This is a genomic window from Paraburkholderia sp. PGU19, from assembly GCF_013426915.1.
Lineage (GTDB): Bacteria > Pseudomonadota > Gammaproteobacteria > Burkholderiales > Burkholderiaceae > Paraburkholderia.
This window is the reverse complement of the sequence record NZ_AP023179.1, coordinates 1,584,427-1,608,475: the sequence shown is the minus strand read 5'-3', so window position 1 is coordinate 1,608,475 and position 24,049 is coordinate 1,584,427. Positions and strand designations below refer to the sequence as shown.

General features: G+C 62.3%; 23 protein-coding genes. 3 read left to right on the top strand and 20 right to left on the bottom strand.

All coding sequences use genetic code 11. The features are described 5' to 3' along the window. Positions 1–73 precede the first annotated feature (73 nt). Complete coding sequence (locus H1204_RS07425; RefSeq protein WP_180730588.1) at positions 74–1,048, top strand: DMT family transporter; 975 nt, start codon at positions 74–76, stop codon at positions 1,046–1,048. Between the two features lie 95 nt (positions 1,049–1,143). Here the strand turns inward: H1204_RS07425 and H1204_RS07420 are convergent, their stop codons facing one another. Together H1204_RS07420 and H1204_RS07415 are read right to left on the bottom strand one after the other, a co-directional pair. Beyond that, entirely contained in the window at positions 1,144–1,476 is a 333-nt protein-coding gene (locus H1204_RS07420) for an RnfH family protein (RefSeq protein ID WP_180730587.1), read from the bottom strand. Then, entirely contained in the window at positions 1,473–1,910 is a 438-nt protein-coding gene (locus H1204_RS07415; RefSeq protein ID WP_035990853.1) for a type II toxin-antitoxin system RatA family toxin, read from the bottom strand. The genes H1204_RS07420 and H1204_RS07415 overlap by 4 nt, the downstream gene beginning before the upstream one ends. 131 nt (positions 1,911–2,041) lie before the next feature. On the opposite strand from H1204_RS07415, the gene smpB reads away from it, so the two are divergent. Further along, the gene (gene smpB, locus H1204_RS07410) at positions 2,042–2,488 is read left to right on the top strand and encodes an SsrA-binding protein SmpB (protein ID WP_180722206.1); all 447 of its coding nucleotides are present in this window, start codon (positions 2,042–2,044) and stop codon (positions 2,486–2,488) included. An 813-nt stretch (positions 2,489–3,301) separates the two neighbouring features. Here the strand turns inward: smpB and H1204_RS07405 are convergent. From H1204_RS07405 to ppsA, 3 genes are all read right to left on the bottom strand, one after another. Continuing rightward, a complete protein-coding gene (locus H1204_RS07405; RefSeq protein ID WP_180730586.1) occupies positions 3,302–4,228 on the bottom strand; it encodes a stomatin-like protein in 927 nt (308 codons plus the stop codon). A gap of 67 nt (positions 4,229–4,295) precedes the next feature. Further along, positions 4,296–4,748, bottom strand: coding sequence for an NfeD family protein (locus H1204_RS07400; RefSeq protein ID WP_180730585.1), 453 nt, complete (start codon positions 4,746–4,748; stop codon positions 4,296–4,298). Positions 4,749–4,867: 119 nt separating this feature from the next. Further along, positions 4,868–7,273: a phosphoenolpyruvate synthase gene (ppsA, locus tag H1204_RS07395; protein WP_180730584.1), complete on the bottom strand. Its 2,406-nt coding sequence runs from the start codon at positions 7,271–7,273 to the stop codon at positions 4,868–4,870. 537 nt (positions 7,274–7,810) lie between these two features. Here ppsA and H1204_RS07390 point away from each other — a divergent pair. Then, entirely contained in the window at positions 7,811–8,626 is an 816-nt protein-coding gene (locus H1204_RS07390) for a pyruvate, water dikinase regulatory protein (RefSeq protein WP_007585382.1), read from the top strand. 16 nt (positions 8,627–8,642) lie between these two features. Here the strand turns inward: H1204_RS07390 and H1204_RS07385 are convergent, their stop codons facing one another. The 15 genes from H1204_RS07385 to tsf all read right to left on the bottom strand — a co-directional run bounded on the left by H1204_RS07385 (position 8,643) and on the right by tsf (position 23,935). Further along, complete coding sequence (locus H1204_RS07385) at positions 8,643–9,428, bottom strand: RNA methyltransferase (protein ID WP_180730583.1); 786 nt, start codon at positions 9,426–9,428, stop codon at positions 8,643–8,645. A gap of 69 nt (positions 9,429–9,497) precedes the next feature. Continuing rightward, positions 9,498–10,229, bottom strand: coding sequence for a ribonuclease HII (gene rnhB / locus H1204_RS07380; protein ID WP_243468566.1), 732 nt, complete (start codon positions 10,227–10,229; stop codon positions 9,498–9,500). After that, complete coding sequence (gene lpxB / locus H1204_RS07375; RefSeq protein ID WP_180730582.1) at positions 10,226–11,395, bottom strand: lipid-A-disaccharide synthase; 1,170 nt, start codon at positions 11,393–11,395, stop codon at positions 10,226–10,228. The genes rnhB and lpxB overlap by 4 nt, the downstream gene beginning before the upstream one ends. A 3-nt stretch (positions 11,396–11,398) precedes the next feature. Next, on the bottom strand, positions 11,399–12,187 hold the full coding sequence (lpxA, locus tag H1204_RS07370; protein WP_180730581.1) for an acyl-ACP--UDP-N-acetylglucosamine O-acyltransferase: 789 nt from the start codon (positions 12,185–12,187) through the stop codon (positions 11,399–11,401). A 172-nt stretch (positions 12,188–12,359) separates the two neighbouring features. Continuing rightward, the gene (fabZ, locus tag H1204_RS07365; protein WP_007585391.1) at positions 12,360–12,821 is read right to left on the bottom strand and encodes a 3-hydroxyacyl-ACP dehydratase FabZ; all 462 of its coding nucleotides are present in this window, start codon (positions 12,819–12,821) and stop codon (positions 12,360–12,362) included. 169 nt (positions 12,822–12,990) lie between these two features. Next, positions 12,991–14,067, bottom strand: coding sequence for a UDP-3-O-(3-hydroxymyristoyl)glucosamine N-acyltransferase (lpxD, locus tag H1204_RS07360; protein ID WP_180730580.1), 1,077 nt, complete (start codon positions 14,065–14,067; stop codon positions 12,991–12,993). A gap of 125 nt (positions 14,068–14,192) precedes the next feature. After that, positions 14,193–14,684: an OmpH family outer membrane protein gene (locus H1204_RS07355; RefSeq protein WP_007585396.1), complete on the bottom strand. Its 492-nt coding sequence runs from the start codon at positions 14,682–14,684 to the stop codon at positions 14,193–14,195. An 86-nt stretch (positions 14,685–14,770) separates the two neighbouring features. Next, on the bottom strand, positions 14,771–17,083 hold the full coding sequence (bamA, locus tag H1204_RS07350; protein WP_180730579.1) for an outer membrane protein assembly factor BamA: 2,313 nt from the start codon (positions 17,081–17,083) through the stop codon (positions 14,771–14,773). A gap of 65 nt (positions 17,084–17,148) precedes the next feature. After that, the gene (gene rseP / locus H1204_RS07345) at positions 17,149–18,537 is read right to left on the bottom strand and encodes an RIP metalloprotease RseP (protein ID WP_180730578.1); all 1,389 of its coding nucleotides are present in this window, start codon (positions 18,535–18,537) and stop codon (positions 17,149–17,151) included. A gap of 7 nt (positions 18,538–18,544) precedes the next feature. Beyond that, entirely contained in the window at positions 18,545–19,750 is a 1,206-nt protein-coding gene (locus tag H1204_RS07340; protein WP_180730577.1) for a 1-deoxy-D-xylulose-5-phosphate reductoisomerase, read from the bottom strand. A 21-nt stretch (positions 19,751–19,771) separates the two neighbouring features. Beyond that, positions 19,772–20,593 carry a CDP-archaeol synthase gene (locus H1204_RS07335; protein WP_180730576.1) on the bottom strand — a complete coding sequence of 274 codons (822 nt, stop codon included), beginning with the start codon at positions 20,591–20,593 and terminating at the stop codon, positions 19,772–19,774. Continuing rightward, positions 20,587–21,369, bottom strand: coding sequence for a polyprenyl diphosphate synthase (gene uppS, locus H1204_RS07330; RefSeq protein ID WP_180730575.1), 783 nt, complete (start codon positions 21,367–21,369; stop codon positions 20,587–20,589). Before uppS ends, H1204_RS07335 begins: the two co-directional genes overlap by 7 nt. A gap of 73 nt (positions 21,370–21,442) precedes the next feature. Continuing rightward, a complete protein-coding gene (gene frr, locus H1204_RS07325) occupies positions 21,443–22,003 on the bottom strand; it encodes a ribosome recycling factor (RefSeq protein ID WP_180730574.1) in 561 nt (186 codons plus the stop codon). A 94-nt stretch (positions 22,004–22,097) separates the two neighbouring features. After that, positions 22,098–22,811 (bottom strand): UMP kinase, encoded by a 714-nt coding sequence (gene pyrH, locus H1204_RS07320; protein ID WP_007585409.1) that lies wholly within the window; start codon positions 22,809–22,811, stop codon positions 22,098–22,100. Positions 22,812–23,053: 242 nt separating this feature from the next. Then, a complete protein-coding gene (tsf, locus tag H1204_RS07315) occupies positions 23,054–23,935 on the bottom strand; it encodes a translation elongation factor Ts (RefSeq protein WP_180730891.1) in 882 nt (293 codons plus the stop codon). Positions 23,936–24,049: the final 114 nt, after the last annotated feature.

Below are 24,049 nucleotides of genomic sequence, written 5' to 3'. Positions count from 1 at the left end.
AATCGAACAAGACGCGAACACGACCGCCCGGCTATGCTTCGCCCACTTTCAGTTTTTCGATCGGGGCAAGGCAATGCAGCGCGGCGTGTTGTACGGAATGTTGGCGGGAGCGTTATGGGGCATGGTGTTTCTGGTGCCGCGGCTGTTGCCCGATTTTTCGCCCGTGCTGCTGAGCGCCGGCCGCTACGCGATGTACGGCGTCGTGTCACTGCTGGCCGCGCTGCCTTCCGCGCGCTCCCTGCTGCGCCGGCTTACGCGCGAAGATTTGCACGCCCTCGTCAAGCTCGCGCTCGCGGGCAACCTCCTTTATTACCTGCTGCTGACGGGCGCCGTGCATCTCGTCGGGATTGCGCCGTCCTCGTTGATCGTCGGTGTGCTGCCCGTCACCGTGACGCTGCTCGGGAGGCGCGATCATGGCGCCGTGCCGCTTGCGCGGCTCGCGTGGCCGCTCGCGCTCGTCGTCGCGGGCATCGCGTGTATCAATGTCGATGTGTTCAGCACGGCGGGCGGAACGCCGGGAACGATCCCGAACAAGCTGATCGGGATTGCGTGCGCGGTCGGCGCGTTGGCCTGCTGGACGTGGTTCGCCGTCGAAAACGCGCGCTATCTGCAGCGTCATACGCATTTCAGCGGCAACGAGTGGTCGGTGCTGTGGGGCGTCGTGACAGGCCTGCTCGGCATGCTGCTGTGGCTCGTCGTGGCCGTGCTGCCGTCGTCGGCCGTCGATACGTCGCATGTCGACACTCGCTGGCATCTGTTCTGGCTGCTGAACCTAGGGCTCGCGATCGGCGCGTCGTGGCTCGGTAACGGCTTGTGGAACGCGGCGTCCAAGCGTCTGCCGCTCACGCTGTCAGGCCAGTTGATCGTCTTCGAGACGCTTTTCGCGCTGCTCTACGCGTTCATCTACGATCACCGGATGCCCCGTCCGCTCGAAATTGCCGCCATCCTGCTGCTGGTCGCGGGCGTCAGCTGGTCGGTACGTCAGCACGCTGGCGACGATTCCGACCGTTCGACGCTCGAAGAAAAGGCTCAGGTGGCCGTGCACTAGGCTACGCCCTATCTCCCGCAGCAGACTCCGGCCGCAAATGCAGAAACGGCGCACCGCGTTACACGGTGCGCCGTTTGCCATTTGTGCGTTGCACGTCAGCGCGAATCCTTGTGCAGCCACTTACGCCCTTCGACGGACCCTTCCTGACGCGATTTCTCGACGCGCCGCTGCCGCGCAAGCTTCGGATCGACGATCAGCGGCCGGTAGATCTCGACGCGATCATGGTCGGCCAGCACGGCGTCCAGCGGCTTGAGCTTGCCGAACACGCCCGTCTTCTGCTTCGTCAGATCGATTCCGGGATGTTGCGCGAGGATACCGCTCGCGTCGATGGCCTGCCCGAGCGTCGTGCCTTGCGGTACTTGCAGTTCGATCAGCGTCTGCTCGCCCGGCAGTGCGTAGCAGACCTCGATAGTCAGCGTCCTGCTCATGCCTTGCCGTAGCGCTGGTCGGCGCGTTTCACGAACGATTCGACAAACGTGTTCGCGATATGACTGAACACCGGTCCGATGATTTTCTCCAGCAGAATGTTCGCGAACTCGTAGTGGAGCGCGAATTCGATCTTGCACGCGTCCGCGCGCAGCGGCGTGAAGCGCCAATAGCCGGTGAACTTCTTGAACGGGCCATCGGCGAAGTTCATGTCGATGCGCGTGGGCCGCTCCTGCGTGTTGTGCGTCGCGAAGTGCTGCTTGATGCCCTTGAAGTTGATGTCGATCTTCGCTTCCATCAGGTTTTCCTCCTGGCGGCGGATCTCGACGCCGCCGCACCACGGAAGGAAATTGGGGTAGTCGGCGACATCGGTGACGAGGTCGAACATCTGTTCCGCCGAGTGGCGTATCAACACGGTTTTCTGGACATCTGCCATAAATTGAACAGCGCGTGGCAACAGGGATTGATAAATAGCGAGCGCGTGACAACTGAATGACACCGCGGCGGGTTTTCGGCGTCCCGCTTTGCTAAAATCGTGATTTTAAACGAGTTGGCCACTTTCCATTCATGAGCATCATCGACAACAGAAAAGCGTTCTACGACTACTCGGTCGAAGAGCGTTACGAGGCGGGGCTCGTGCTGGAGGGCTGGGAAGTCAAGGCGCTGCGCGCCGGGCGTGGCCAGATCAAGGAAGGCTACGTCGTGATCAGGAACGCGGAGCTGTTTTTGATCGGCACGCATATCAGTCCGCTGCCCGAAGCGTCGACGCACATCCATCCGGACCCGGTCCGTACGCGCAAGCTGCTGCTGCATGCTGAGGAAATCAGCAAGCTGATCGGCAAGGTGGAGCAGCGCGGGTATACGCTTGTGCCGTTGAATTTTCATTACAAGAATGGGCGCGTTAAGTGTGAGATTGGGCTTGCCAAGGGCAAGAAGCAGCACGATAAGCGTGAAACCGAGAAGAAGCGGGATTGGGAGCGGGAGAAGGCGAGGTTGATGCGGACGCCGGTTTGAGGTTTTTTCGGCCTGTGCGGCGCGGTGAGGTTTTTTTTTGCTGCGACGCTGATGTTCGGGTTTTGGGGTTTGGGCCTTTGCGCTCGCATTCGCGTTTTGTCTTTTCGCTGGCATCCGCGATTCGTTAGCGTGCTTCAGGCGTCGCCCCTGTGCGGGCGGCACCTACTTTTCTTTGCCGCCGCAAAGAAAAGTAGGCAAAAGAAAGCGGCCAACACCGCCAACATTTCTTCTTGCCTGAGGGCCCCCACAGGGTCTTACACTTCATACGGCAATCATGTGACCCACGTTCGTTGCCAGCGCGCTGAATGTGCGCCTCACCCGCTTCACGCGCCCGCATTGCACCATGCCGTGCCAGATATTCCACGGCCGCCCAGGTGGCAAACTGTGTGTAGGCCGTAGCGCCACACGCGCCTCACTCCGGACCGATGGCGCACGCATACCACCCTGTAAGAGCGCCAGGCTATACGACGCGATAACCTACACACAGTTTGCCACCTGGGCGGCAGCAACCATTCGCTGCCGCTAGCTCTTGTTCGGGTGTTTGAAGTGGGTGAGGCGCTCATTCAGCGCGTTGGCAACACGCGCGAACAAGGACGTTGCCGCGCGAAGCGTAGGACCGGTTGGGGGCCCTCAGGCAAGAAGAAATGTTGGCGGTGTTAGCCGCTTTCTTTTGCCTACTTTTCTTTGCGGCGGCAAAGAAAAGTAGGTGCCGCCCCGCACAGGGCGACGCGTGAAGCACGCTAACAAACCGCGGATGCCAGCGCAAACGCAAAGGCTAGAACAACCAGCGTCGCAGACACCAAACCACCCCTCTCACACTGCAGTCTTAGACTGCTTCACAATGGTCAACGCCGCCGCGATCATCGACCCCATATCCGCCATATTCCCCGGCACGATCAACGTATTCCCCGCCTTCGCGAGATTCGCAAAAGCACCCACATACTGCTCAGCAACCTTGAGGTTCACCGCCTCCATCCCACCCGTAGACTGAATCGCCGCCGCAATCTTTTGGATTGCCTGAGAATTAGCCTCAGCAACAGCCAGAATCGCCGCCGCCTGGCCTTGCGCCTGGTTAATCGCCGCCTGACGTTCGCCTTCGGACTTCTGAATCGCCGCCTCGCGGCCCCCAGACGCGATATTGATCTGCTCCTGCTTGCGCCCTTCCGATGCCGCGATCAACGCGCGCTTCTCGCGTTCCGCCGTAATCTGCGCCTGCATCGCGTGGAGAATTTCCTTAGGCGGCGTCAAATCCTTGATCTCATAACGCAGCACCTTCACGCCCCAGTTCGACGCCGCTTCGTCGAGCGCCGACACGATCGAATGATTGATGAAGTCGCGCTCTTCGAACGTCTTGTCGAGTTCGAGCTTGCCGATCACCGAACGCAACGTCGTCTGCGACAACTGCGTGATCGCAAACACGAAGTTGCTCGAACCATACGACGCCTTCATCGGATCAGTGACCTGAAAGTACAGCACACCGTCCACCTGCAACTGCGTGTTGTCGCGCGTGATGCAGACCTGGCTCGGCACATCGAGCGGAATTTCCTTGAGCACGTGCTTGTACGCGATCCGGTCGATGAACGGCAACACGAAGCTCAGCCCCGGCGTGAGCGTCGCGTGATAGCGCCCGAGCCGCTCCATCACCCATGCGTGCTGCTGCGGCACGATCTTGATCGTCTGCGCTGCGACCACGATCACGACAATCAGCAACACCAGCCCAACGATGCTCGACGAATCCATTCCTGCACCCCCATCTGTTCTTGAATTGTTGTACGCATTCGAATGCGCCTACGTTGTATCCGACGGCTCAAGCCCTCGCCGCCGCATGCCTCCTGGCGACCACGACGAGGCAGTTGCCTCGCAGCGCAGTGATTTCATAGAGATTGGCGTCTTCCGGCTCGCCGGGCGCGAGCTCGACCTCCCACGACGCGCCGCGATAACTGGTACGCGCATGTCCGTCGTGCCATGCGGGCACGGTCAGCGTCGAGCCGATATCGAGGTTCACGTCGGGATTGCGCGAAGCTTCAGCGCGCGTTTTCGTTTTACGTCCGAAGCGCGACTTGCGCAGCAAGAGCATCGCAGCAAGCGCGATGGCAGCCGCAATGCAAAGTTGCAGCGGCAGATCAGCCCCCGCGAGACGCGCCACCGCCGCCGCAATAAAGCCGAGCGCCACCATCAGCAGATAGAACGTGCCGTGTATCAGTTCGAGCACGATCAGCACGCCTGCGCCGATCCACCAGAACAGTCCACTTTGGAACACTTGCGCCTCCACAAAGCAAAACACCCCGGATCTACCGGGGTGTTTATAGCATGAAGCGTCCAGCTTTTATCGTTCGGAGCAGCACGTTTTACATACCGCTACCAATCGATGCGCAATGCTTACTTCGCAGTGGTCTTCGCCAGCGCTTGCCACGTCTCGATGATCGTGTCCGGGTTCAGCGAGATCGACGCGATGCCTTCGTCCGTCAGCCATTGCGCGAAGTCCGGGTGATCCGACGGGCCCTGGCCGCAAATACCGACATACTTGTCCAGACGCAGGCACGTTTCGATCGCGCGCTTGAGCAGGAACTTGATGGCGGGATCGCGTTCGTCGAAGTCCGCTGCCAGCAGTTCCATGCCGGAGTCGCGGTCGAGGCCGAGCGTCAACTGCGTCAGATCGTTCGAACCGATCGAGAAGCCGTCGAAGTACTGCAGAAACTCTTCAGCCAGAATCGCGTTCGACGGCACTTCGCACATCATGATCAAACGCAGGCCGTTTTCGCCGCGCTTCAGGCCGTACTTCGCCAGCAGCCCGACCACGCGTTCCGCCTGCTTCAGCGTCCGCACGAACGGCACCATGATCTCGACGTTGTCGAGGCCCATCTCTTCGCGCACGCGCTTGAGCGCGATGCACTCCATTTCGAACGCTTGCGCGAAGTCTTCAGCGATGTAACGCGACGCGCCGCGGAAGCCCAGCATCGGGTTTTCCTCGTCCGGCTCGTAACGCGAACCGCCGATCAGCTTCTTGTACTCGTTCGACTTGAAGTCCGACAGACGCACGATCACAGGCTTCGGATAGAACGCCGCGCCAATGGTGGCGATGCCTTCCGTCAGCTTGTCGACATAGAACGCACGCGGCGATGCGTGACCGCGCGCGACGCTTTCGACAGCCTTCTTCAGGTCCTGATCGATGTTCGGATACTCGAGAATCGCCTTCGGGTGAACGCCGATGTTGTTGTTGATGATGAACTCGAGGCGAGCGAGACCAACGCCCTTGTTCGGCAACTGCGCGAAGTCGAACGCGAGCTGCGGATTGCCGACGTTCATCATGATCTTGACGGGGATTTCAGGCAGTTCGCCGCGCTGAATTTCCGTCACTTCCGTTTCGAGCAGGCCGTCGTAGATCTTGCCTTCGTCGCCTTCCGCGCACGAAACGGTCACCAGTGCGCCTTCCTTCAGCACGTCCGACGCATCGCCGCAACCCACCACGGCGGGCACACCCAGCTCACGCGCGATGATTGCCGCGTGGCAGGTACGGCCGCCACGGTTCGTGACGATCGCGGCTGCGCGCTTCATCACGGGTTCCCAGTTCGGGTCGGTCATGTCGGCGACCAGCACGTCGCCCGGCTGCACGCGCTCCATTTCCGACGGATCGTGAATCACGCGCACAGGGCCCGCGCCGATCTTCTGGCCAATTGCGCGGCCCGTCGCCAGCACCTGCGATTGACCCTTCAGCTTGAAGCGCTGCTCGGCCTTGTTGCCGCCCTGGCTCTTCACCGTTTCCGGACGCGCCTGTAGGATGAAAATCTTGCCGTCGCGGCCGTCCTTGCCCCACTCGATGTCCATCGGACGCTGGTAGTGCTTTTCGATGATGACGGCGTACTTCGCCAGTTCGATCACGTCTTCGTCGGTGATCGAGAAGCGGTTGCGCTGCTCGTGCGGCACGTCGACGGTCTTCACGCGGCCTTCTTCGCCCGCCTTCGTGAATTCCATCTTGATGAGCTTCGAGCCGATCGAGCGGCGGATGATCGGGTATTTGTTCTGCGCGAGCGTGGTCTTGAAGACGTAGAACTCGTCCGGATTCACCGCGCCTTGCACGACGGTTTCACCGAGGCCATAGCTCGACGTGATGAACACGGCGTCCTTGAAGCCCGATTCGGTGTCGAGCGTGAACATCACGCCTGCTGCGCCGACATCCGAGCGCACCATGCGCTGCACGCCCGCCGACAACGCGACTTCAGCATGCGTGAAACCCTTGTGGACGCGATAGGAGATGGCGCGGTCGTTGTAGAGCGACGCGAACACGTGCTTCATGCGATCGAGCACGTCTTCGACGCCGACCACGTTCAGGTAGCTTTCCTGCTGACCGGCGAACGATGCGTCCGGCAAGTCTTCCGCCGTGGCCGACGAGCGGACCGCGAACGACAGTTCTTCAGGCGAGCTCTTTTGCAGCGTGTCGAAGCCTGCGCGGATTTCCTGTTCGAGACGCGCCTGCAGCGGGGCGTCGACGATCCATTGACGGATCTCCTTGCCCGCAGCGGCGAGTGCCTTCACGTCATCGACGTCGAGCGTTTCGAGACGTTGGGCGATGCGTTCGGTCAGATTGTTGTGATGCAGAAAGTCGCGGAATGCGAGCGCCGTCGTGGCGAAACCCGTCGGCACGCGCACGCCAGCTTCGGCGAGCTGACTGATCATCTCGCCGAGCGACGCATTCTTGCCGCCGACGATTTCCACGTCGGTCATTCGCAACTGCTCGAATGGAACTACATACGCCTGATCCTTAGCAACGTTAACTGCGTTAGTCATACAAGCCCCTAAGTGGAAAAAAATGCTCGATTGCGCAAGTGGGCTCGAACACGAGACGCTCATTGGGAGCGTTGACTCGTGCCTTGCGCAACCTGTTGGAGAAGCAATCGCGGGAGGCTTCATGCCCGGCACGAAGCCCGACGAAGCGGAAGATTGAACGAACTTGCAGCGTTGAGGTACAAGATACGAACAAATCACGACGCAATCAAAGTGCGATAACAGATAGTTACACGCGATTTGGCTGCAATTGCTTATCCAACAGGTTGCCGCTATTCTACCGTGCCGACTCTCAAAATGTGACAGTCGGACGAGAAATGCGCCTCGAACGGCGCGCGCGGCTTGCCGACGGGGTTTGCGTGACAACCCGCGGCTTCAAACAGGCCGCGCGTGGGCCTTTTTGCCCGTTCGGGCGCACGCTGCGCCGCGTGTCGTATCGTGTTGCGCCGCTGCCGTTTTCCGGCCAGCCACCGGGCAGCGCGCGCCACGCGGCAATGTCTGATTCGAGCGGATTTTGACGCTCATGTTCCCTGCCCACTGATGCCGCCCACCGTATTCATCGTCTCCGACGGTACCGGGATTACTGCCGAAACCTTCGCGCATTCGATCCTCTCCCAGTTCGACCAGAAGTTCCGTCTGGTTCGCGTGCCCTTCGTCGATTCGACGGAAAAAGCCTACGCCACGCTCGAAAAGATCAACGAAGCTGCTCATCACGAAGGCCGCCGGCCGATCGTCTTCACGACGCTCGTGAACAGCGCGTCGAACCAGATCGTGAAGGATTCGAACGCGCTCGTGCTGGACATGTTCCAGACCTTCGTCGAGCCGCTCGAACAGGAACTGGAGCTGAAGTCGAGCCACGCGATGGGCCGCGGCCACCAGAACGCCGACACCGAGGAGTACAAGAACCGGATCGAGGCGATCAACTTCTCGCTCGCGCACGACGACGGCCAGTCGAATCGCAATCTGGAAGAAGCCGACGTGATCCTCGTTGGCGTGTCGCGCAGCGGCAAGACGCCAACCAGTCTCTATCTGGCGATGCAGTACGGCGTGAAGGCGGCAAACTATCCGCTGATCCCCGAAGACTTCGAACGCGGCAAGCTGCCGACGCCGCTGCTCGCGCATCGTACGAAGATGTTCGGTTTGTCGATTGATCCGCAGCGGCTTTCGGAAATCCGCAACGAGCGGCGTCCCGGCAGCAAATATGCGGCGCTCGAAAACTGTCGCTACGAGATCAACGAAGCCGAGACGATGATGCGGCGCGAAGGGGTCAAGTGGCTCTCGTCGACGCACAAGTCGATCGAGGAAATCGCGACGACGATCCTGCAGGAAATCAAGCTGGACCGCTCGTCGTATTGATGGCGATGCTGTGAATTCAACCGGCAGCGCGTTGCTGCCGGCACTGCTCGAAAAGACACACGGCGGCGGCCGCCGCGACATTGAGCGACTCCATCCCGCCCGGCTGCGGAATCGTCACGCGGTACGTCACCGCGTCGCGCCAGGCTTGCGAGACCCCCGCCCCTTCATTGCCGAACACCCACGCGACAGGCCCCTTGAGATCCGTGTCGTAGATCGCTTCAGCCCCGTGAGAGTCCGTAATCGCGATAGGCACATCAAGCGTTTCGATCAGCGTCTGCGGCTCGACATCCTCGTGAATCTGCAGCAGAAAATGCGCACCCATCGCTGAGCGTAGCACCTTCGACGACCACGCGTACGCGGTGCCCGGCGCGCAGAACACATGACCGATGCCCGCTGCCGCGGCGCTGCGCAGAATCGAACCGACATTGCCAGCATCCTGCACGCCGTCGAGCACGACACAGCCCTGCGTCACGCGCCCGGGCAACGGCAGGTCGAGCTTCTCGACGAGCAGCAGCATGCCGACGCCATTCACGACATTCGACAGTTGTCCAAACAGCGCATCGGGCAGCGTGACGATGCGCCGTTCCTCGATCCGCGCGACGATCGCCTGCGCTTCGTCGTGGCGCAGCGCGCCTTCCGTGACGACGCACATTTCCGGCTGACCAGCGACGTCGAGATAGGCGCTCGCCAGGTGAAACCCTTCGAGCAGCGCATGGCCGCTCTTGCGCTGTTGATGCGTCGAGCCGGCCAATGCCTTCAGACGCTTGTAGAGCGGATTGTCCCGCGAGGTGATGGCTTTCACAGGCAGCACGAAAAGAATAGCGGTGAAAAGAAAAGCGCCCGCAGGCGCTTGATCGCATATTGCGTGGCGTCAGAACGGCGCGCTGTCGTCGACGGCTGCGGGCGGCACAACTATCACGCCTTCCGGCAAACTGATACCTGTGCCGAGCCGTAAATGCGCCTCACGCACGGGCGCAAACGAGCGTCGATGATGCTCGCACGGACCATGCTCGCGCAGCGCCGTCAGATGCTGCGGCGTGCCGTAGCCGGCGTGCGCATCGAAGCCATATACCGGGAACATCTGATGCAGTTCGAGCAGCATCCGGTCGCGCGTGACTTTCGCGAGAATCGACGCGGCCGAAATGCACGGCACGAGCGCATCGCCGCTGATGATCGCCTCACTGCGAATGCCCAGCGTCGGACAGCGGTTGCCGTCGATCTTCGCCAGCGTCGGCGTGACCTTCAGGCCCTCGACCGCGCGCTTCATCGCGAGCATCGTCGCGTGCAGAATGTTCAGCGCATCGATTTCCTCGACGGAAGCCGACGCGACGCAATACGCGAGCGAACGCTCGATGATCTTCTCGTAGAGTTCGTCGCGCTTTTTTGCCGTCAGCGCCTTCGAATCGTCGAGGCCGCGAATGCGCGGCTTCGACGGATCGAGAATCACAGCGGCGGCCACCACGGGCCCGGCCAGCGGACCGCGCCCCGCTTCGTCGACGCCGCAAATGATGTCCTCCGGGGACGAAAAATCGAGGCCGCCCTGGTCCGCTTTCTTCGTCGACGCCTTGCGGCGCAACGCAGCCACGGCCGTTGCGCGGGTCATGGACGCCCCCGGCGCGCTTCGATAACAGCCACGACCGCTTCCGCAGCCCGCTGCGCGGTGTTCTGCTTGAGCACGTGATGCATCTCGGTGAAGATTTCCGTCAGCGTGCGCCGGTTTGCGTCGTCGCGCAACTGGGTCAGCGTGGCGTCGGCGAGCGCTTCCGGCGTCGCGAAGTGCTGCAGGATTTCCGGCACCACGAAACGCCCCGCCAGAATATTCGGCAAGCCGACGTACGGCAGATAGCCCTGCCGGCGCATGATCTGTCCCGTCAGCCAGGGTACCTTGTATGAGATCACCATCGGCTTTTTCAGCAGCGCCGCTTCCAGCGTGACCGTGCCGCTTTTCACGAGAATCGCGTCTGCGGCCGTCATCGCGACTTGCGCGTTGCCGTCCGTGAGCGTCAGCGGCAGCTTCGGATGTGCTTCGACGAGCGGCTTGAGCAGTTCGCGCAGCGCGGGCGTTGCGGCCGGCATCACGAAACGCACGCCCGGCTCGCGCTGCAACATCAGCTCCATCGCGTCGAAGAACGTCGGGCCGATCAGCGAGATTTCCGAGCGCCGGCTACCCGGCAGCACGGCGATCACCGGACCGCTCTCGGGCAGGCCCAGAACGCGGCGCGCGCCTGCCGTGTCCGGTTCGAGCGGAATCTCGTCAGCAAGCGGATGGCCGACATAGGTCGCCTTCACGCCCGATTTCTCGAGCAGCGCTTTTTCGAACGGGAACACGCACAGCATGTGATCGACGGCCTTGACGATCTTCTTGATGCGGCCGCCACGCCACGCCCAGATGGACGGACAGACGAAGTGAATGGTCGGAATGCCAGCGTCGCGCAGCGGATGCTCGAGGCCGAAGTTGAAGTCGGGCGCATCGACGCCGATAAAGGCGGACGGCGGCTCGGCCAGCAACTGGCGCTTCAGCTCGTTGCGAATGCCGAGAATCTCGGGGATGTGCTTCAGCGCTTCGACGTAGCCGCGCACCGACAGCTTTTCCATCGGAAAATGCGCATCGAAGCCCTTCGCGATCATGCGCGGGCCGCCAATACCGAAGTACTGCGTGGTGTCAGGCAGACGGGCGGCAAGCCCGTCCAGCAAAGAAGCCGCCAGCAGATCGCCCGACGGCTCGCCGGCCACCATTGCGAGCCGTAGCGGACTGGTAGGCAACGGCATCGGTTAGCGGATGATGCCGCGCTGCGACTGCTCGACGAACTCGACGAGCGCGCGCACCGGCTCGTCGCCGTCACCGCCCGCCGTCGCGAGTTCGCGCAATTGCACCTTCGCCTCTTCGAGCGACAGGCCGTTCTTGTACAGCAGACGGTAGGCCGAGCGCAGCGCCGAAATCGCATCCGGCGAGAAGCCACGACGACGCAGCCCTTCGACGTTGATGCCGTGCGGCTCCGCCTTGTTGCCCGCCGCGATGACGAACGGCGGAATGTCCTGCACGAGCGCCGACGCGCCACCGAGCATGGAATGCGCGCCGATCCGCACGAACTGATGCACGCCCGACATGCCGCCGACGATCGCGTGATCGCCGATGATCACGTGACCCGCCATCTGTGCGTTGCTCGACAGGATCACGTTGCTGCCGATCTGGCAGTCGTGGCCGATATGCACATAGGCCATGATCCAGTTGTCGTCGCCCAGCGTCGTGACGCCCTTGTCCTGCACCGTGCCCGTGTGGATCGTGGTGAACTCGCGGATCGTGTTCCGGTTACCGATCACCAGCTGCGTCGGCTCGTCCCTGTACTTCATGTCCTGCGGACGTCCACCGACCGATGCGTAATGACCGATCCGGTTGTCTTCACCGATCGTCGTGTAGCCTTCAATCACGCTGTGCGAACCGACGGTCGTGCGTGCGCCGATCGTGACGTGCGCGCCGACAACGGCGTACGGTCCGATTTCGACCGATTCGTCGAGCTGCGCGCCCGACTCGATGATCGCAGTAGGATGAATCCTGCTCATGCGCCCTCGCTAGTATTTCCGCGTATCAGTTACATGGCGCCGATGACGCTGCGGCGTCATCCGACGCGTTGAAGCGGTCACGATGCAACCCGTCTTGTGACCGCTCAAGGTTTCGATGGTTCTGCCTCGCGTGTTACCGGACACACCGTTCACGGCTGCCCGGCCGCTGGCATTACTCGCTGTCCGTCTGGCGCACCGCGCACATCAGATCGGCTTCGGCAGCCACCTGACCATCCACTTCCGCGCGCGCCTTGAACTTCCAGATGCCGCGCATATGGCGCTCGAACGTGACGTTCAGGATCAGTTGGTCGCCCGGCTCGACGACCCGCTTGAAGCGCGCATTGTCGATGCCGACGAACAGGTACAGCGTGTTGTTCGGATCGTGCGGCTCTTCCGCGAAGGTCAAAAGCGCTGCCGTCTGCGCGAGCGCTTCCAGAATCAGCACGCCTGGCATAACCGGGCGCTTCGGGAAGTGACCCATGAAGTACGGTTCGTTGATCGACACATTCTTCAGCGCTTTGATGCTCTTGTGCGGCTCGAGTTCGAGCACCCGATCGACCAGCAGGATCGGATAGCGGTGCGGCAGGAGCGTGAGAATCTTGTGAATGTCGAGATTGATTTTTTCGGTGCTCATGGTGTTTCTGCTCACGCGGGGGTTGCGCGATGATGACTGCGAATGCTGGGTGCAAGGGGCAAAATGATGACGACGCGCCCTGCCGCCCGTTCCTGTTCCGGCTGCGCGCGATCCGGGGTCCGCGCGCGCCGGCGTTTCTTTCCGGTCGTGCCTATGGTGCCCGAGGTGCTTACGCCTTGTCTCCGGAGGCGTTGGCGACTGCGGCTTCGAGCGCCTTGATGCGATCGCGCAACTTGTCGAGGTTGCGCATCAACGCCGCACTCTTGTTCCAGTCGGCATGGTTGACGGCCGGGAATGCGCTCGTGTACATGCCGGGCTTCAGAAGCGACTTCGATACACCCGACTGGGCCGTGACGATCACGTAGTCGGCCAGTGTGACGTGGCCCGCAATGCCGACCGCGCCGCCGATCATGCAGTGGCGGCCGATCGTCGTGCTGCCTGCGATGCCTGCGCAACCGGCAATGACCGTGTAGGCGCCGATCTTGCAGTTGTGGCCGATCTGCACGAGGTTGTCGATCTTGACGCATTCTTCGATGACAGTATCGGCCATCGCGCCGCGGTCGATCGTGGTATTTGCGCCGATTTCGACGTCCGGTCCGATCGACACGCCGCCCACCTGCGGAATCTTGACCCAGCTGCCCGTGCGCGCATCGCCTTCGCCAACGAAGTCCGGCGCGAAGCCGAAGCCGTCCGAGCCAATCACCGCGCCCGCATGGATGATGGCGCGCTCGCCGATCTTGCAGCCGTGATACACGGCGACGTTCGGATACAGATGCGAGCCCGCCGCGATCTGCGTGCCGCGCCCGACGAATACGTTCGCGTCGAGACGCACGTTTTCGCCGATCGACACGCCCGCTTCGACCGTCACATTCGGGCCGATCACAGCGCTCGCGGCGATCTGCGCGGACGGGTCGATGGTTGCGCCCGGATGCACGCCAGGCTTCGCCTTCGGCGAAGCCATGTCGATGAAAGCCTGCGCGAGGCGCGCGAAATAAGCGTAGGGATTCGGCGTGACGATGAAATTACGGCCGTCGCGCGTCGTGACCTTCTCCAGATCCGCCTCGTTGATCAGCACCGCGCCCGCGCGCGTCGTTTCGACTTGCGCCAGATACTTCGGGTTCGCGAGAAACGCCAGTTGATCGGGGCCAGCCTGATCGAGCGGCGCCAGATTGCCGACGCGGTGCGCGCGATCGCCGACGATCTCTCCGCCGAACTGCTGGACGATCTCCTCGAGCGTGAATGCCATGCGTGTACTGCTCCTGCTGTTCAGTTGCCTAACCTGCGCGCTGTTCCCGGATCTGGCGCGCGCCGGAAGGTGTGCGCCGGACGGCTGGCCTGGGCGCCGTCCAGCCCGGGTTCAGTTGCCCGATTTCAATTACCCGATGCCGCCAGCGCCTTCAGCACCTGGTCGGTGATGTCGATACGCGGGCTGACGTAGACGGCTTCCTGCACGATCAGATCGTAGTGTTGCTGCTCGGCGATCTGCTTGATGACCTTGTTCGCGCGGTCGAGCACGGCCGCCAGTTCTTCATTGCGGCGCTGGTTCAGGTCTTCGCGGAATTCGCGCTGCTTGCGCTGGAAGTCCGTGTCGAGCTGCGACAGGTCGCGCTGTTTCTGAGCGCGATCGGCCGGCGCCAGCGACGCGCCGTTCTTGTCGAGCGAGTCGGACAGCGACTTCAGACGCTGCGCCATGTCCTGCAGGTCCTTGTCGCGCTTCGCGAACTCCGCTTCGAGCTTGGTCTGCGCCGCTTTCGCCGCCGCCGATTCACGCAGGATGCGATCCGAATTCACCGCGGCGATTCGCGCTTCCTGCGCCAGCGCGGCATTCGCCGCGCCCACGCCGAGCGTCATGGCAAGCGCCATTGCACACGCCACACGTTTCGAAAACATACCAGTTAGCAAAGTCATCCTCTCGATGCTGTAAGGGGTTCCAGTTCCGGCGCGCGTGATCAGAACGCCGTACCGATCTGGAACTGGAACTTCTGATACTGGTCGCCCGTATGCTTCTGGAGCGGGAAGCCCAGCGAAAGCTTGAGCGGCCCGATCGGCGAAATCCACGCGAGACCCACACCGTAACCGTAGCGCAAGCCGTTCGAACCGACCGTCGTGTCGCCGCCCTGCCGCGAATCGCCCCAGACGTTACCGGCGTCGAGGAAGGTGAACACACGCAGCGTGCGGTCATAGCCCGTGCCCGGCAGCGGGAACGTAAGTTCGATGTTGCTGACGAACATCTTGTTGCCGCCGATCGGGTCGTTCGTGACCTTGTCGCGCGGACCCAGCGAACTCGGTTCATAGCCACGGACCGAGCCGATACCGCCCGCGTAGTAGTTCTTGAAGATCGGGTACGCGTTGCCGATGCCGTTGCCGTAACCGCCCTGCACGTTGAAGCCGATCACGAAGCCGCGCGAGAACGAGTAATAGTACTGCGCCTGCAAGTCGGCCTTGTAGTACTCGGTGCCGCCGATCGGCGTGCCGTATTCGGCGTTGGCCTGCGTGAAGTAACCGCGGCTCGGCACCAGTGCGCTGTCACGCGCGTCGCGCGACCAACCCACTGTCACCGGCACGTTGTTCGACACGCGGCCGAACTCCTGCACGTAGTTCTTGTAGGCCTGCGGCGTGTTCGCGTCGACGTCGAGTGTGTTCTGCTCGAAGCCCGCGCCGAAGTACACCGTGTCCACTTCCGAGAACGGAATGCCGAACTTCAGGTCGCCACCCATCGTGACGATACGGAAGCTCGAATCCGTCGAGTAGTACAGCGGCTCATACGTGCGATAGTAGACGTCGGTGATGCGCTTGATGCCGTCGACCGTGAAATACGGGTCGACCTGCGTGACCGTCAGCGTGCGGTACGTCTTCGCGGTGTTCACGTTCACCGAGAGGCTCGTGCCCGAACCGAACACGTTGTCCTGCGACACGCCGGCGGAGAGCACCACCTTGTCAGTCGACGAGAAGCCCGCGCCCAGCGTGATCGCGCCCGTCGGCTTTTCGGCGACCTTCACGTCGACGTCCACCTGGTCTGGCGTGCCTTCGACGGGAATCGTCGTCACGTCCACGTCCGTGAAGTAGCCGAGACGGTTGATACGGTCCTTCGACAGCGCGAGGCGGTTCGAATCGAACCACGAGCTTTCGAGCTGGCGCATTTCACGGCGCACGACTTCGTCGCGCGTACGCGTGTTGCCGACCACGTTGATACGGCGCACGTACACGCGGCGGCTCGGATCGACCTGCAGCGTCAGGTCGACCTTGTGATGTTCCTGATCGATCTGCGGCAGCGCGTTCACGGTCGCGAATGCATAGCCGTATTCGCCGAGCTTGTCGACGATCGCCTTCGTCGTAGCCTGCAGTTTTTCGGCCGAGAACTTGTCGCCGGGTTTGATCTTGATCAACTTGTTCAGCTCGGCTTCGCGGTCGAGCAGATTGCCCGCGAGCTTGATGCTGTTGATCGTGTACGGCTCGCCTTCGTGCAGCGTCACCGTCAGATACATGTCCTTCTTGTCGGGCGTGATCGACACCTGCGTCGACTCGATGTTGAACTCGAGATAGCCGCGATTCAGGTAGTACGAGCGGACGTTCTCGAGGTCACCCGTGAGCTTTTCTTTCGAATACAGATCGTTCTTCGTGTACCACGAGAACCAGTTCGGCGTGGACAGCTGCATCTCGTCGCGCAGCGTGCCCGTGCTGAACGACTTGTTGCCGATGAAGTTGATCTGACGGATCTTCGCGCTCGGACCTTCGATCACGGCGAACAGGACCGCAACACGGTTGCGATCGATCGGCGTGATCGTAGTCGTGACTTCAGCTGCGTAGAAACCGCGCGTCAGATACTGGCGCTTCAGTTCCTGTTCGGCCTTGTCGACGAGCGCCTTGTCGTAATAGCGGCCCTGGGAGAGGCCGACGGCGCGCAGCGCCTTGATCAGGTTGTCCTTCTCGAACTCGTGCAGGCCGGAGAAGTCGATCGTGCCGATGGCGGGACGCTCGAGCACCTGGACCACCACGACGTCGCCTTCCGTGGCGATCTTCACGTCGTTGAAGAAACCCGTTGCGTACAACGCGCGAATGGCCTCGGAAGCCTTTTCGTCGGTAAACGTATCGCCTTGCTTGATGGGAAGATAGGAGAACACCGTGCCGGGTTCTACCCGTTGCAGCCCTTCGATCCGAATGTCTTTCACCACAAAAGGTGTCGTCGCGTGAGCTACCAGCCCATGCGCGGCGATTGCCGCGGCTACAACTGTCTTTGGAACAAAGCGATGAGGTTTAAACAACGTGCTTCCCCAGTGTGTATAGCTGCATCAGGTCAGGCGGGCGCCATCGTACGCCGCCAGACACTTTAAAAATGGATTAAACGAGCAAGATCGTTGAACAGCGCGATCGCCGACAAGGCGACGATACAAGCCAGTCCCGCTCTTTGAAGAACGAGCTGCCAGCGATCCGATACAGCTTTGCCGGTAACAGCTTCAACCAGATAATATAACAGATGCCCCCCGTCCAATACCGGTATTGGTAAAAGGTTGAGCACGCCGAGGCTTATGCTGACAAGCGCGAGGAACGACAGGAATGCTGATGGACCGAGTCTCGCGCTCTTGCCTGCATAGTCCGCGATGGTCACGGGACCGGACAGATTCTTCAACGAAGCTTCGCCGACGATCATCCGGCCGAACATCCGCACCGAGTACACAGCAAGGTCCCACGTGCGATGCGCGCCGAGGCGCACGCTGTCGACGGGACCATAGCGGACGTCGATGGACGGCACCTGCGTCGCGAGTTCTGCGCCGATACGGCCGATGGGTTGCCCCGTCGTTTCGTCGCGCTGCGTGCCCGGCACGATGGTTAGATTCTGTAATGCACCCGCCGGCTGATTCTTCGCGCCACGCTCGATTTGCAGCACGATCGGCTTGCCCGCATGCGACTTGATGTAGTTGATGAAGGTGGTCGCGTTGTCGGCGGGATGACCGTCGACGGCGCGAATCCGGTCGCCCGCCAGCAGTCCCGCCTGCAAGGCCGCGCTGCCCGGCTGCACGCCCGCTACCGACAACGTGCCGCCACCCGGCTCGAAACCGAGGCGTGACATGAAGTCGTCATCGACTTCCTTGTCGGAAAGATTTTGCAAGTCGAGCGGGAAGTCGAACGTGCCGTGTGCGTCTTTCGCGGTCAGCACGACGCGCTTGTGATCGAACGCGGCGCCGAGCAGCTTCCAGCGCAAATCGGACCACGAGCGCACCGGTTCCGATTCGCCCGCATTCGCATCGCGCACGGCCACCACCGTCTCGCCGCCGTCGAAGCCCGCGCGCGCGGCGGCCGTCTCGACAGCGGGCGCCGCGACGATCGCCGCGGGCTCGGTGACGCCCGTCGCGAACACGGCTGCGAACAGCACGATGGCAAGAATGAAGTTGGCGATCGGGCCGGCCGCCACGATCGCAATGCGCTTGCCGACCGATTGACGGTTGAACGCACGCGGCAAGTCGGCGGGCTCGATGGGCGCGCCCTCTTCGCGCTCGTCGAGCATCTTGACGTAGCCGCCGAGCGGCAGCGCCGCGATGGTCCACTCGGTTCCCGTCTTCTTGCTGACCCAGCGCGCGAGCGGCTTGCCGAAGCCAATCGAAAAACGCAACACCTTGACGCCGCACAGGCGCGCAATGCTGTAGTGGCCATACTCATGGACGACCACCAGTACGCCAATCGCGACTGCGAAGGCGACCAGTTCGATCAGCAGGTTCATAAACGCCTCACTGGACGGCGCGTTCCGTAAGGCGAGCGCCCGCCGGCAGACCGTCGATGAAAGCGTGGGCGGCGCGGCGCGCAGCGGCGTCGGCGTCGACCACGTCGGCGAGGCTCGACGCCTCGCGGTTGGGCAATGCGTTCAGCACGGCATCGACGACCTGGGCGATCGCCATGAAGCCGATGCGGCGCGTCAGGAATGCTTCGACGGCGATCTCGTTCGCCGCGTTCAGTGCGGCGCTCGCGACGCCGCCTTCAGCCAGTGCCTTCATCGCCAGCGCGAGGCACGGGAAGCGCGTGTAATCAGGCTTCTCGAACGACAGTTGAGCGATCTGCACGAGATCGAGTTGCGCGACGCCGGAATCGACGCGATCGGGGAAGGCCAGCGCGTGCGCGATGGGCGTACGCATGTCCGGGTTGCCCAGTTGCGCGAGCACCGAACCGTCGGTGTACGAGACCAGCGAGTGGATCACGCTCTGCGGGTGAATCAGCACCTCGATGCGATCGCCGGGCAGATTGAAGAGCCAATGCGCCTCGATCACTTCGAGGCCCTTGTTCATCATCGTCGCGGAATCGACCGAAATCTTGCGGCCCATTACCCAGTTCGGATGCTTGCACGCTTCTTCCGGCGTGACATCGACGAGACTGGACGGCTCACGCGTGCGGAACGGGCCGCCCGACGCCGTCAGGATGATCTTCGACACACCGCCATGCAGCGCGGATTCGCGCGGCAGGCATTGGAAGATCGCGTTGTGCTCGCTGTCGACGGGCAGCAGGATCGCGCCGTTGTCGCGCACCGCGTCCATGAAGATGGCGCCCGACATCACGAGCGCTTCCTTGTTGGCGAGCAGGATGCGCTTGCCGGCGCGCGCCGCCGCGAGGCTCGGCTCGAGGCCCGCCGCGCCGACAATCGCCGCGACGACGGTGTCACAGCCGTCGCTCTTCGACACGTCGACCAATGCCTGCGGACCGTAAGTCACCTCGGTCTTGCAGCCCGCTGCGCGCAGTTTCGTGGCGACGCTCGCGGCCGTATCGGCATCGCCGACCACGGCCACTTCGGGCTTGAAGCGCAGGCATTGCTCGACGAGCTTGTCGCCGTTGCGGTGTGCCGTCAGCGCGTACACCGAGAAGCGCTCAGGATGACGCGCGACGACGTCGAGCGTGCTGTCTCCGATCGAGCCCGTAGAACCGAGCAAACTAATTCGTTTTTGCATATCTCTTTCTCTAGCCGATGGCTACGACAACACGAGCATCGCAAGCGGCAGCACCGGCAACAAAGCATCGATGCGGTCGAGCACGCCGCCGTGACCCGGCAGCAGATTGCTCGAATCCTTCACGCCCGCCTGGCGCTTGAGCATCGATTCGAACAGATCGCCCACCACGCTGAACACGACCAGCAAGGTCAGCGTGGCAAACGCACGAGCGGTGCCCAGATGGTCGAGCAGCGCGGAAAACAGGGTCGGCGCGAAGGCATGCGTGACGACTGCCACGGCCGCGACGATCATCACGGCCAGCCACCCGCCGATCGCGCCTTCCCAGGTCTTGCCCGGGCTGATCGACGGCGCGAGTTTGTGCTTTCCAAACGCCTTACCCGCGAAGTATGCGCCGATATCGGCCAACCAGACCACCAGCAGCAGGGAAAGCACGAACGGCACGCCCGCCATCCGCGCCGCGACGAGCGCATGCCAGCAGGCAGCGAACACGACCACGCCCGCCAGCAGCAGGAACGGCCGCCAGGCGCCTTGCGCGAGCGTCGGCTTGCGCAGCAGCACGAACGGGCCGGCAAATATCCAGAAGATTGACGATGCCTCGAAGAGCGGGCGAGGCGCCGTGACGCCCGTGCCGAGCTTCGTGCTGGCGACCAGCGCCAGCGCGGCGACGATCGCGTAGATCACGGGACCCGCGCCCGGCAACTTCAGAAGCCGCGCCCATTCCCACGCGGCGAACACGACGACGAACGCGATCAGCGCGCCAAAGCCGCCGATCGGCGCCCAAAGCGTGACAGGCAGAAGAATAGCCAGCAGGACGATCGCCGTGATGACACGGGTTTTTAGCATGGAAGCGAATCGACGTTTTGCGATTGCGGCTCGAGCTGCGCGCTCGTGCGTCCGAAGCGGCGTTCGCGCCCGGTGTACGAACCAATGGCGCGTCCGAGCGCGTCGGCGTCGAAATCCGGCCAGTAGGTGTCGGTGAAGTAGAACTCGGTGTACGCGAGCTGCCACAGCAGGAAGTTGCTGATGCGCTGCTCGCCGCCCGTGCGGATGAACAGGTCCGGCTCGGGTGCGTAGGCCATCGCGAGATGCTCGGCGAAGGCGTCTTCGCTGACCTCGACGGGACGCCCCGCCGCCACCGACTGCTCGACCAGCTTGCGCGTGGCCTGCATGATGTCCCAGCGGCCACCGTAGTTCGCGGCAATGGTGAGCGTGAGGCGCGTGTTGCGCGCCGTCTTGGTTTCGGCGCGGTTGATCAGATCCTGGATCTTCTTGTCGAACATCGACAGATCGCCGACTACGCGCAGGCGGATGCCGTTCGCGTGCAGCTTGCCGATTTCGCGCTCGAGCGCGGTGACGAACAGGCGCATCAGGAACGACACTTCGTCCGTCGGACGGCGCCAGTTTTCCGAACTGAATGCGAACAGCGTCAGATATTCGACGCCCTGGCGCGCGCACGCCTCGACGGCTGCACGCACGGCGTCGACGCCGCGCGTATGGCCCGCCACGCGCGGCAGGCGGCGTTGCGTCGCCCAACGGCCATTGCCGTCCATGATGATCGCGATATGACGCGGTACGGCTGAGACGTCAGGGACGCGAACGGTTGAGCTTGTATAGGTCATGGCCGTCGGGTAAAGCTGCAAAGAAAGAAACGATGATCAGTGAAAGTCTGGATGCCTGGTGTGCGCCAGGCCCTCAAACCGTCATGATCTCGCCTTCCTTGGTCGTTACGAGCTTGTCGATTTCGGCGACGAACTTGTCCGTCAGCTTCTGGATGTCGTCGCTGCCGCGGCGCTCGTCGTCTTCCGAAATTTCCTTGTCCTTCACGAGCTTCTTCAGCGCCTCGTTCGCGTCGCGGCGCAGGTTGCGCACGGCCACCTTGGCCGTTTCGCCTTCGCTCTTGACGACCTTCGTCAGTTCGCGGCGGCGCTCTTCCGTCAGCGCGGGCATCGGCACGCGGATCACGTCGCCTTGCGACGCCGGGTTCAGACCCAGATCCGATTCGCGGATCGCCTTTTCGACGACCGTGATCATCTTCTTTTCCCACGGTTGCACGCCGATCGTGCGAGCGTCGATCAGCGTCAGGTTCGCGACCTGCGAGATCGGCACGGGCGAGCCGTAGTAGTCGACCTGAATGTGATCGAGCAGGCCCGTGTGCGCACGGCCCGTGCGGATCTTCGACAGATCGTTCTTGAACGCGTCGATCGAGCGCTGCATCTTTTGCTCAGCGCTTTTCCTGGTGTCAGCCACAGACATGATTAAACCTCCGAACCATCAAAACGATGCGGGCCCATAAGCGCGCGAGGCGCAGCCTGAGCCCGCGTTCAAGCCCACAGACGTGAAAGAGAGTTTACACGTGGACGAGCGTGCCTTCGTCTTCGCCCTGCACGATGCGCTTGAGCGCGCCCGGCTTGACGATGGAAAACACGCGGATCGGCAGCTTCTGGTCGCGGCACAGCGCGAACGCCGTCGCGTCCATCACCTGCAGATTGCGGCCGATCGCCTCGTCGAAACTGATCGTCGTATAGCGCGTCGCCGACGGGTCTTTCTTCGGGTCGGCCGAGTAGACGCCGTCCACCTTGGTCGCCTTCAGCACCACTTCGGCGCCCACTTCCGAACCGCGCAGCGCTGCTGCCGTGTCGGTCGTGAAGAACGGATTGCCCGTGCCGGCCGCGAAAATCACGACTTTGCCCTCTTCCAGCTGGCGGATCGCGCGGGGCCGGATGTACGGCTCAACCACCTGGTCCATGCGCAGCGCCGACTGCACGCGCGCCTCGATACCGGCGTGACGCATCGCGTCCTGCAGCGCCAGCGCGTTCATCATCGTGGCCAGCATGCCCATGTAGTCAGCCGTTGCACGGTCCATGCCCGCTGCGCCGCCTGCCACGCCACGAAAAATATTGCCGCCGCCGATCACCACCGCCAGTTGCGTGCCGAGCCGCACCACCTCGGCCATGTCCGCCACCATTCTTTCGATCGTCGCGCGATTGATGCCGAATGCATCATCGCCCATCAGGGCTTCGCCAGAGAGTTTGAGGAGGACGCGTTTATAGGCAGTGGGCATAGAGATATCCGGGTCGCGCTGAGCAGGGCAAAAAGCCGCCAAACAACAAGAAACTAACTGTAGGGGCGAAATAGGGGTTCGGGCAAGCGCCGCCAAATTGACCTGCCTCGACGACTGATCGGGGCCTGCCAACGGGTGGCTGCCGCGCGGCGTTCGCGCGCGCAGCCCGGTGGCGCTGCCGGCCGCGGCGAAGTCCAGCTCCGCCGCGGGTCAAACGGTACTGCGTGAAACTTAAATAACGCTTATTGTTGCTTTGCAGCAGCAACTTGCGCCGCGACTTCAGCCGCGAAGTCGTCCTGACGCTTTTCGATGCCTTCGCCGACCACGAACAGCGCGAACTTTTGCACGCTCGAGCCTGCTGCCTTCAGCATCTGTTCGATCGTCTGCTTGTCGTTCTTCACGAACGGCTGGTTCAGCAGCGACACTTCCTTCAGGTACTTCTGCACCGAACCGTCGACCATCTTCGCGACGATCTCAGCCGGCTTGCCCGATTCAGCAGCCTTCTGTTCAGCGATGCTGCGTTCCTTGGCGATCAGGTCAGCGGGAACATCGTCCGACGACAGCGAGACCGGCTTCATGGCCGCGATGTGCATCGCGACGTCCTTGCCGACCTGCTCGTCCGCGCCCGTGTACTCGACCAGCACGCCGATACGCGTGCCGTGCAGGTACGCAGCCAGCTTGTTCGACGTCTCGAAGCGCGCGAAACGGCGGATCGACAGGTTTTCACCGATCTTGCCGACCAGCGCCGAGCGCACTGCGTCGACCGTTGAGCCTTCCAGCGGCAGTGCCGACAGCGCAGCGACGTCAGCCGGGTTCTGCTTGACGATGAGTTCGGCGACCTGCTTCGTGAAGCCGATGAAGTCGTCGTTCTTCGAAACGAAGTCGGTTTCGCAGTTCAGTTCGACGATCGCGCCAACGCCGCCTTCGATGAACGAAGCGATCACGCCTTCGGCCGTGACGCGCGACGCTGCCTTGCTTGCCTTGTTGCCGAGCTTCACGCGCAGCAGTTCTTCCGCACGCGCCATGTCGCCGTCGGCTTCCGTCAGCGCCTTCTTGCATTCCATCATCGGCGCATCGGTCTTCGCGCGCAGTTCTGCCACCATGCTTGCGGTAATTGCCGCCATCATTCGCTCCTTGAGTCTGTCTGTCACACGCCGCCCGCATTCGATGCCGGCGGCAGGATTTCGTTTCCTGCGCAGCGCACTTTTTTTGGACGCTGCCGCGTGCCCGTTGCGGCA

Bases quoted from the DNA above. Each gene is read 5' to 3' on its own strand.
- lpxA (WP_180730581.1), bottom strand. From the start codon at position 12,187: ATGAGCAGGATTCATCCTACTGCGATCATCGAGTCGGGCGCGCAGCTC.
- H1204_RS07355 (WP_007585396.1), bottom strand. From the start codon at position 14,684: ATGGCGCTTGCCATGACGCTCGGCGTGGGCGCGGCGAATGCCGCGCTG.
- smpB (WP_180722206.1), top strand. From the start codon at position 2,042: ATGAGCATCATCGACAACAGAAAAGCGTTCTACGACTACTCGGTCGAA.
- tsf (WP_180730891.1), bottom strand. From the start codon at position 23,935: ATGGCGGCAATTACCGCAAGCATGGTGGCAGAACTGCGCGCGAAGACC.
- lpxB (WP_180730582.1), bottom strand. From the start codon at position 11,395: ATGCCGTTGCCTACCAGTCCGCTACGGCTCGCAATGGTGGCCGGCGAG.
- frr (WP_180730574.1), bottom strand. From the start codon at position 22,003: ATGTCTGTGGCTGACACCAGGAAAAGCGCTGAGCAAAAGATGCAGCGC.
- lpxD (WP_180730580.1), bottom strand. From the start codon at position 14,067: ATGGCATTCACGCTCGAGGAGATCGTCCAGCAGTTCGGCGGAGAGATC.
- ppsA (WP_180730584.1), bottom strand. From the start codon at position 7,273: ATGACTAACGCAGTTAACGTTGCTAAGGATCAGGCGTATGTAGTTCCA.
- rnhB (WP_243468566.1), bottom strand. From the start codon at position 10,229: ATGACCCGCGCAACGGCCGTGGCTGCGTTGCGCCGCAAGGCGTCGACG.
- H1204_RS07335 (WP_180730576.1), bottom strand. From the start codon at position 20,593: ATGCTAAAAACCCGTGTCATCACGGCGATCGTCCTGCTGGCTATTCTT.
- H1204_RS07425 (WP_180730588.1), top strand. From the start codon at position 74: ATGCAGCGCGGCGTGTTGTACGGAATGTTGGCGGGAGCGTTATGGGGC.
- H1204_RS07340 (WP_180730577.1), bottom strand. From the start codon at position 19,750: ATGCAAAAACGAATTAGTTTGCTCGGTTCTACGGGCTCGATCGGAGAC.
- H1204_RS07420 (WP_180730587.1), bottom strand. From the start codon at position 1,476: ATGAGCAGGACGCTGACTATCGAGGTCTGCTACGCACTGCCGGGCGAG.
- H1204_RS07415 (WP_035990853.1), bottom strand. From the start codon at position 1,910: ATGGCAGATGTCCAGAAAACCGTGTTGATACGCCACTCGGCGGAACAG.
- H1204_RS07405 (WP_180730586.1), bottom strand. From the start codon at position 4,228: ATGGATTCGTCGAGCATCGTTGGGCTGGTGTTGCTGATTGTCGTGATC.
- pyrH (WP_007585409.1), bottom strand. From the start codon at position 22,811: ATGCCCACTGCCTATAAACGCGTCCTCCTCAAACTCTCTGGCGAAGCC.
- fabZ (WP_007585391.1), bottom strand. From the start codon at position 12,821: ATGAGCACCGAAAAAATCAATCTCGACATTCACAAGATTCTCACGCTC.
- uppS (WP_180730575.1), bottom strand. From the start codon at position 21,369: ATGACCTATACAAGCTCAACCGTTCGCGTCCCTGACGTCTCAGCCGTA.
- rseP (WP_180730578.1), bottom strand. From the start codon at position 18,537: ATGAACCTGCTGATCGAACTGGTCGCCTTCGCAGTCGCGATTGGCGTA.
- H1204_RS07390 (WP_007585382.1), top strand. From the start codon at position 7,811: ATGCCGCCCACCGTATTCATCGTCTCCGACGGTACCGGGATTACTGCC.